Consider the following 7758-nt stretch of genomic DNA (forward strand, 5'->3'; position numbering starts at 1 on the left):
CGTCACCGATCACAACGTAGCGTAATCTCTGCGCGGCCCTGGGGGCGATGGTGGCACGAGTCTTCGTCAGCCATGCGGGCTCCGACGCGGAGCTGGCCGACAGGGTTCATCAGACGCTTACCCTTCTTGGCCACCGGGTGTTCCTCGCTCAGAACATCCGGGTGGGCGTCCAGCCCGGCGACATGTGGAAGGATCGGTTGCACCGCGAGCTGCGAGCCGCTGACGCCGTGGTCTGTGTCATCACCAACGCCTACAACGCCTCCCCGTGGTGCTCCTACGAACTGGGAATCGCCTACGAGGTCGGCAGCCTGCTGCTGCCGCTGCGCGTGGAGCCGACGGTCACCTCCCCGCTTCTGGAGGACCGGCAGCACGTTCACCTGCACGAGAATCCGGGGTGGGCCGACAACCTGAACATTGGGCTGCGGCGCGTCGAGGCCGGCGGCGGGCTGGGCTGGGCGGACGACCGGTCCCCGTTCCCGGGTCTGCGGCCGTTCACCCGGGACATGGCCAAGGTGTTCTATGGGCGCGGCAACGAGCTGCGGCGGCTCACCCACCGGCTACGCTCCCTCGGTGAACAGCGTCTGCTACTGGTGGTCGGCGCCTCCGGGTGCGGCAAGTCGTCGCTGGTCACCGCCGGCCTGCCGGCCCAGCTGGCGGGCGAGCCCGGCTGGGAGGTGGCCGACCCCTTCTGGCCGGGCCGGGACCCGGTCCGCAAGCTCGCCCACACCCTGACCCAGGCTGCGAGGCGCGTCGGCCAGCAGTGGGTGGTCACCGACATCGACCGGCAGCTCAGGGAGGACGACCTGGCCCTCATGGGGCTGGCCGAGGAACTTCTGACGGCCGGCTCCGGCCCGGTGCGGGACAGCCTGCTGCTACTGATCATCGATCAGGGCGAGGAGCTGTTCACCCGATCGGACGAAGAGGAACGGGCCCGGTTGGCGACCCTGTTGCGGCATGGGGTCACCGGTCCCGTGCGGGTGGTCATGGCGCTTCGCTCCGAGTTCCAGGACCAGGTCTTCGCCCTGCCCGAACTGAGCGGCCCCCCGAACAGGGCGGGGTCAACCTGCACGTCTTCCCCCTCCGCCCGCTGGCCCGGGACATGCTGCCGGTCGTCATCACCGAGCCGGCCCGGGTAGCCGGCCTGCACGTGGAGCCGGAGCTGGTCGCCAGGATGGTGGCGGACACCGAGGACGGCGAGGCGCTGCCGCTGCTGGCGTTCACGCTCCATGAGCTGGCCAAGGACCAGACCCGCGGCGGCACCCTGTCGATGGACCGGTACCACGAGCTGGGTGGCGTGCGGGGGGCGCTGGCCCGCCGCGCCGACGCCGTCCTCGACGACGCCGTGGAGACGAGCGGGCTGGGCCGGGAGGAGATCCTGGTCGGCATGGCCGAGCTCGCCACGCTCGACGAGGCCGGTCGGCGGGCCCGCCGACGCATCGACCTCAAGGACCTGCCGTCCGACGCGTTGCGGAGAACCTTCCAGGTCTTCGTGAACCAATGGCTGCTGTCCACCCCCAGCGACAGCCTGGGGACCGCCGTCGGGGTCGTCCACGAGGCGTTGCTGACCGCCTGGAAGCCACTGGATGCCGTCATCCGGGAACGGGAAGCCGCCCTGCTCAGTGAGGGCAAGGTCGAGCGCGCCGCCGCCGAGTGGGAGCACAACGACGGCCCGCTCTGGGACGAGGACCGGCTGACCACCGCCATCACGACGCTGTGGCAGTCCTATGAGCGTTTCCGCGCCGGTGAGGAGCCGGTGGTCCATCTCAAACCGGCCGGGCGGAGGTTCATTGACGCGTGCGACCAGCGGATCGAGGAAGCCCGTCGTCAGGAACGTACGCGCGTCGAGGCGGCCCGCCGCCGGGAACGTCACGAACGTCAACGCCGCCAGCAGGTCATCGCTGTCCTTTCCGTGCTCCTCGTCTTCACTGTCGTCGGGGCCGCAGTCGCCACCTGGCAGTCCCTCACCGCCCGGCAGGCGCAGCGCACCGCGGAACGGGCGCAGCGCGCCACCGAACGGGCGCGGCATGCCCTGATCACTCACACCCTGCTCGCCGACGCCGACGCCGCGCGGGCGACGGACCAGGTGCGCGCGTTACGACTCGCCATCGCCGCCGAGAACATCGACCCCGGTACCGGTGGTGCGGCCGGCGGTAAGGCCGACAGGGGCGCCGACAGCCGGGCGAACCTGCTGCAAACCCTCGCCGAGGACCCGAACCCACTCGCCAGCCGCGGCGATCCCGTCACCTCGGTGGCGTTTTCCCCGAATGGACGCATCCTGGCCGTCGGCGGCGCGAACGCAACGGTCGTGCTGTGGGATGTGACGGAGGGTCAACATCGTCGGATCGACCCGCCCCTCACCGGCCAGCGCAGCGGGATCACGTCGGTGACGTTCTCGCCGGACAGCCGGAACCTCGACGCGACCGGCGTCGACGGGACGGTGCTGCGGTGGGACGTCACCGACCCAGACCGGCCACAATTGCGGGGGCGTGTGAACGCCGCCGCAGCCCTCCCCACGCCGTGGGATGCGTTCTCCCAGGACGGGCGCCTCAGAGCCACCGGCCAGGACGGATCAATCATGCTGGCGGATGTCACCGCCCCGGATCGGCCCCGGCCGCCCAGCATCCTTCTCGCCGACCCCGGACCGGTCCGGGCCGTGGCCTTCTCCCCGCACAGGCAGGTCCTGGCCGCGGTCGGATCTGGCCGGAGGGTATGGCTCTGGGACACCAGCGTCACCCCGCCGCGGCAGATCGGGCAGCCGCTGACCGGGCACACCCGCTCCGTCCTGTCGCTGGCGTTTTCCCCGGACGGCGGGACGCTGGCCTCCGGCGGCAACGATGGCACCGTCCGGCTGTGGCGGCTCACCGCGGTCGACGCGTTCCGCCGCAACGGCGTCGTCGAGTACGCCTGCCACGAGGCCCAGGGCGGGCTCGACCGGTCGGCGTGGAGCTTCCACATTCCCGGCCTGCCCTACCAGGACACCTGCGCGGGGTGACCGCCGGCGGCACCGGCGGCTACCTCGGCAACGACGGCAACGACGGCAACGACGGCAATGTCCAGGTGTCGAGGCGTTCGGCGATGTTGTTCGTGCCCTGGCGCCGCCCGGCGATCCGCCGGGCGTCCGCGAGGAACCGGTGGGTCCGCGTGACCATCACGGCGTTCGGCCGGTGCTCGGAGATGTCCAGTGCCTCGGTGACGAGCGCTTCGGCCTCGTCGACGTGGTGGCGGTGCAGGGCCGCTGTAGCCGCGGCGATCCTCGCCATCGACCGCAGGCCGGTCGCCCCGGCGACATCGAGATGGTGCACCGAGGCGTCGGTATAGACCGATGCCGCGTCCGGCTGGCCGAGTTCGACGTACGCCGCCGCGGACAGTTCGGCGAGCGTCAGCATGTGCAGGGTGTCGATCGAGAACCCGGGGTTACCCGACTGCGCGCGACTCAGCGTCCCCTGGATGCGCCAGGCACGATTGATCGCTTCGTGCACGCCCGCCCGTTCACCGAGCGCGCCCAGGGTACGGGCCTCTATCGCCGCGGCGCGGCTGGCGGCCGGCAAGCCCGCACCGACGTGGGACGTGGCGGCGCGGGCCAGCGCGAGGGCGGAGGTCAGGCTGCCGGACTTGCGGGCCAGGGAGCTCTGCCACAGCCGAACCCAGCACTGGAGTGTCCGGTCCCGCGCCTCCTCGGCGTGGCCGAACGCCTCGGCGAACGCGGCCATCGCCCCGGGGATGTCACCGAGGTCGTGGCGGGTGGTGGCCCACAGGGCGGCCAGGCGGCCGGCGGCACGGTGCAGGCGGGCGTCGACGGCGGTCGGGTGCCCGCCCTCGGCGAGCAGGGAGCGGACGGCCGGCAGATGCCGGCGTAGGTACACGCTCGTCGCGCCGATCGGAGTCCGCTCGTACGCCCCGGTGATCTGCTCGATGCGGGCGTCGATGTGGTTCAGGACGTCCTCGGACGCGATCACTCTCGGGATCACTCGCCCGCTCCGGACCATGAACAGCCCGGGTGGCAGGGATGCCCCCGCCGCCAGCCGGAGGAACCGCCGTCGATCGGACTCGTCGCCCATGCCGCACCTGCGCTTCGGGATGTCGCCCGCCTCCCATGACCATGATCCGTCTGTGGGCAGTCGAGAAACGGGTCATCGTCCATGGTCACGCCCCGTCTGCCGGTCCGACTGCACACCCGCTGGACGCTAGCCGGGGCGACCGCCCGCCGGAAGCGGAAACACCCAGCACAACGTGGTCTCCCGCGGCCTGCGGCCCACGGCGGCCCACGGCGGCACCGATCGACCCGGCGCAGGTCACTAGCCGTGACTTCTGCACCGGCGGAGCCTCGGTGCGGTCGTGGCAGCCGCCCGCCGGCAGCCGGCCGCGACGGGCGAGGTCGGCGGTGATGTGGGTGAGGTTCGCCGCGTTGTGCAACCGCCAGCGTTCCCAGCCGGGAGTGCCCTCGCGCACCCGCTCCAGCCGGACGTCCGCGGCGTCGGTGACGGTCTCGAAGGGTTTCTGCTCGTGCGACCGCACGTCCGTGACGTGGCTCAGCTCCTACGGTGGGGTGCCGACGAAGCCGCAGCGCAGGATGCGGATGGCGGCGAGCAGCCGGTCCACGAGGGCCGGCTCGCAGAGCACATCGTCGTCGAGGTATAGCACATATCGGCCGCGGGACGCGTCGAGCAGGAACTGGCGCTGCTCCGTCATGCCCCGCCACATCCGCCCCCGGTGCACCTCGACGGCGCCACCCCGCGCTCGTAGCAGCCGCAGCACCCCTGGCTCCCCGCAGGTCACGATCTCCACCTTGTCTCGGTCGGAGAACCGGCGGCGCCGGGAAGCCGCGGAGGCTGCCGACCTGGACGTCACCGTGCGCCGGGCACCTCGCCGCCGGGCGGCAACCGGCTACGGCGAGGCCGTCCAGGCCGGACCGGAAGTAGAGCGACGTCCACGCCGCGTCAAGATCGTCGAGACGGCCGGAGCGGATCGCCCGAACGACGCCGAACCAAACGACCAACGGCAGATGAAGGTCATGCCGGATATCGGCGGTGTGGTGACGGATGACGACGTCGGCGCCCGATCGGGCGACGCGGACCGTCGGCGCGTCCGAGGCGACCGGGCTGGTGGCCTGCCAGGACATGTGATCTCCCCCGTGCGGTGGATGCTGGTAAGTCAGGTCACGGCCGGGATAGTCGCGGTCCAATCGCCGTAGGTGAGCCGGATGCTGCCGTCGTCGTGGATGCGGACGTTGGCGCCGAGGAACGGGGCGAATCCGCGGCGGGTCCAGTCGTCGCGGACCTCGTCGAGCGCATCCCAGAGGCGACGCGGCCCGCCCTGATGGACTGTGGGCTGCTCGGTACCGATGGCGGTGGCCCGTGCCCAGGAGCCGTCCGCATGAGCCATGATCGCGGTGTGCTGGCCGTCGGGTTCCCGCCGGTAGTGGTGCCGCACGCCTGGCGCGGCGAGAGTTAACAGCGTGGACAGCTCCCACCCTTCGGCGACGTCGAGAACCGGGTAACGGCCGGTGCTGACGTGCTCGCCGTTGCGCACGTCCAGGTCTTCGGCCTCGACCGGCGCGGGTGGGTAGTCGTCGCCGGTGCGGGTGTTCATGAACCCGGCGGGCTCGAACTCGACCATGCCCACCAGGCCGCGTGGGGTGCGGGTCGCGGTGACGACCATGTGCGTGCCGCTGATCGTGGTGACGAGCCGGCCGCCGGGGCGCAGTGCATCCAGCCAGCTCGGCGGAATGCTGGCCACGGACACCATGGAGATGATCCGGTCGTAGCGGCCGGGTAGGGGGCCGGTCGCGTCGACGGCCAGGGCGGTGGGGTGCAGGTCGAGGGCTGCGAGGCGGTCCGTGGCGGCGGCGACCAGGTACGGATCGACGTCGACGGTGGTGACATGGTCGCTGCCGTACCTGCGGGCGAGCAGGGCCGTGCCGTAGCCGGAGCCGGTACCGACGTCGAGGATGTCCAGGCCCTCACCGAGCCGGCCGTGCCGGTACATGGTGAGCGCCAGGGCCGGCATGGTCGCCGAGGACGTCGGCCGGCCCACGGGCACGTCGCTGTCGGTGGCCCGGTCTGCGTGGTGGGCGCCGACGCGGGTGACGAGCGACCGATGGACGGCGTACGCGTCGCCGATCGGGCCGCGGCGCAGCGCCCACCCTTCGGTGGTGCGCGTCCACCAGGCGGGCACCAGTTCGTGCCGCGGTATGTCCGCGACGACCGGGTGCCAGCGGGAGCCGGGGTGGGTGATCTCGTCGGCCAGGGTGCGGGCATGGTCCCGCCAGGTCTCGGTCATCAGTTCGGGTCGGGTTCGGGGTGGACCGGGCCGCACGGTTTGGTGTCGTCGTCCGGGCCGCACGCCGCGTAGGGCGCTCGCGGTCGCGGCACGGCGTTCACCGCTTCCTGCCACTGCTCGCCACACAGCAGCTCGCGCAGCGAGGCGGTCAGCACGCTGCCGCCGTCCTGCGTGCGGTTCATCACGCACGGGGTGATCCGGCCGTCGGGAAGGACCGCCGCTCGGCCCAGCCCGCAGCGTCCGCAGCCGCCCGGCGCGACGCCGTCGCCCGCGGCACGGCCGAACCCGCGGACCGGATCACGGGTGATGGCGGGCACCCCGAGCCCGAGCAGCTCCGCATGCGCCCGGTCCGCGGCCTCACCGTCACCGACGATGTTGACGCGCAGCGGGATGCCGCGGCGCAGCACCTCGACGATGTTCGCGTGGGTGGGCGCATGGGCTCCGCGCCGGCCCGTGACCCGGTCGTGCTCGGCCTGGTCCGCGGTGTAGTAGCTGGTGGACATCCGTACCCCAGGCCGCGTCAGTGTCGGCCAGAGGCCATCCGGGATCCGGACCAGATTGGTGAAGATCTCCACCGTCATGCCGGTGTCGAGCGCCCGGCCGACAAGCTCGGGCAGCGCCGGGTGCAACGTCGGCTCACCGCCGATCATCGACACCAGGCGGACCCCAAGCTCGGCGGCAGCGTCGATGACCTCCGCCCAGTCGGCCGCGGTCATCGGCCCGTGCCCGCCGGCCGGGCCCGAGTCGGCGTAGCAGTGGGAACAGGAAAGCTGGCAGCGGCCGGTGAGCTCCAGCGACAGCCGGTCGATCGGCGGTGGGGCAAGGGTGGTGGTCACTTGTTCTCCTTGCGGGTGGATGCGGTGGGGATCAGTGGGCGGTGAGGGCTCGCGGGGGATGGAGCTCGCCGCCCTGGTGGAGGGCGGCGCGCTGCGTGAGCTGGTCGGGGGTGAGGGCCTTCATCCCGTGGTAGGTGCCGGCGACCTGGGCGCGGGCGAGTTCGAGCGCGAGCGCCGCCCACTGGACGAGCTGGCGGTCGATCTCCTCCATCTGCTCGGTCGTGGGCAGCGTGCCGCCGTACAGGAGGTGGTGGACGAGCGCGACGGTCCGCGCCATCTGGCGGACGTTGGTGTCGGCGGTGCCCTGGTAGCGGGTGCACTCCTCGGTGAGGATCTTCACCTGCTCGTCGCTGAGGTTCAGGGCCTTGTGGTGCTTGACGTCCTGGCCGAACAGGTCGTGTGGCGCGAGGGTGAACGCGGCAGTGAACGGCGGCGGGTTCGTCACGGCTTCTCCAGGGAGGGTGTGGGGGCGTCCTGCCACGCGACTATCGGGCGTCTGAGCGGAAGCACGAGGGCGTGGCGGGTCGGCGGTTGTGGCGCCCCGACATTCGGGATCGGGGCGCCCCCACCTTCGGCATCGCTCGGCCGCCCCGGGGGTGAGTCCGGTTGCACGGCTCCACCTCCAGCGGGTATTTCGGCCGGC

Annotated in this window: 8 protein-coding genes; 2 read left to right on the plus strand and 6 right to left on the minus strand. The window is 72.0% G+C overall.

All coding sequences use genetic code 11. The features are described from left to right. Positions 1 to 47: 47 nt before the first annotated feature. Positions 48 to 1136, plus strand: coding sequence for a toll/interleukin-1 receptor domain-containing protein (locus tag AC08OX_RS12255; protein ID WP_476607939.1), 1089 nt, complete (start codon positions 48 to 50; stop codon positions 1134 to 1136). Then, positions 1100 to 2992, plus strand: a complete 1893-nt coding sequence (locus AC08OX_RS12260; protein ID WP_476607940.1) for a WD40 repeat domain-containing protein — start codon at positions 1100 to 1102, stop codon at positions 2990 to 2992. Before AC08OX_RS12255 ends, AC08OX_RS12260 begins: the two co-directional genes overlap by 37 nt. Positions 2993 to 3011: 19 nt before the next feature. On the opposite strand, the gene AC08OX_RS12265 is transcribed toward AC08OX_RS12260, so the two are convergent. The 6 genes from AC08OX_RS12265 to AC08OX_RS12290 all read right to left on the minus strand — a co-directional run bounded on the left by AC08OX_RS12265 (position 3012) and on the right by AC08OX_RS12290 (position 7560). Further along, positions 3012 to 4058, minus strand: coding sequence for a hypothetical protein (locus AC08OX_RS12265; protein WP_476607941.1), 1047 nt, complete (start codon positions 4056 to 4058; stop codon positions 3012 to 3014). An 85-nt stretch (positions 4059 to 4143) separates the two neighbouring features. Continuing rightward, on the minus strand, positions 4144 to 4515 hold the full coding sequence (locus AC08OX_RS12270; protein WP_476607942.1) for a hypothetical protein: 372 nt from the start codon (positions 4513 to 4515) through the stop codon (positions 4144 to 4146). A gap of 21 nt (positions 4516 to 4536) precedes the next feature. After that, on the minus strand, positions 4537 to 4848 hold the full coding sequence (locus AC08OX_RS12275) for a glycosyltransferase (RefSeq protein WP_476607943.1): 312 nt from the start codon (positions 4846 to 4848) through the stop codon (positions 4537 to 4539). 303 nt (positions 4849 to 5151) lie between these two features. Continuing rightward, on the minus strand, positions 5152 to 6279 hold the full coding sequence (locus AC08OX_RS12280; protein ID WP_476607944.1) for a methyltransferase domain-containing protein: 1128 nt from the start codon (positions 6277 to 6279) through the stop codon (positions 5152 to 5154). Next, positions 6279 to 7115: a radical SAM/SPASM domain-containing protein gene (locus tag AC08OX_RS12285; RefSeq protein ID WP_476607945.1), complete on the minus strand. Its 837-nt coding sequence runs from the start codon at positions 7113 to 7115 to the stop codon at positions 6279 to 6281. The genes AC08OX_RS12280 and AC08OX_RS12285 overlap by 1 nt, the downstream gene beginning before the upstream one ends. 31 nt (positions 7116 to 7146) lie before the next feature. Further along, the gene (locus AC08OX_RS12290; protein ID WP_476607946.1) at positions 7147 to 7560 is read right to left on the minus strand and encodes a hypothetical protein; all 414 of its coding nucleotides are present in this window, start codon (positions 7558 to 7560) and stop codon (positions 7147 to 7149) included. Positions 7561 to 7758 lie beyond the last annotated feature (198 nt).

This window comes from Frankia sp. CoBUL1, from assembly GCF_978021245.1.

Bases quoted from the DNA above. Each gene is read 5' to 3' on its own strand.
- AC08OX_RS12255 (WP_476607939.1), top strand. From the start codon at position 48: ATGGTGGCACGAGTCTTCGTCAGCCATGCGGGCTCCGACGCGGAGCTG.
- AC08OX_RS12260 (WP_476607940.1), top strand. From the start codon at position 1,100: ATGCTGCCGGTCGTCATCACCGAGCCGGCCCGGGTAGCCGGCCTGCAC.
- AC08OX_RS12265 (WP_476607941.1), bottom strand. From the start codon at position 4,058: ATGGGCGACGAGTCCGATCGACGGCGGTTCCTCCGGCTGGCGGCGGGG.
- AC08OX_RS12280 (WP_476607944.1), bottom strand. From the start codon at position 6,279: ATGACCGAGACCTGGCGGGACCATGCCCGCACCCTGGCCGACGAGATC.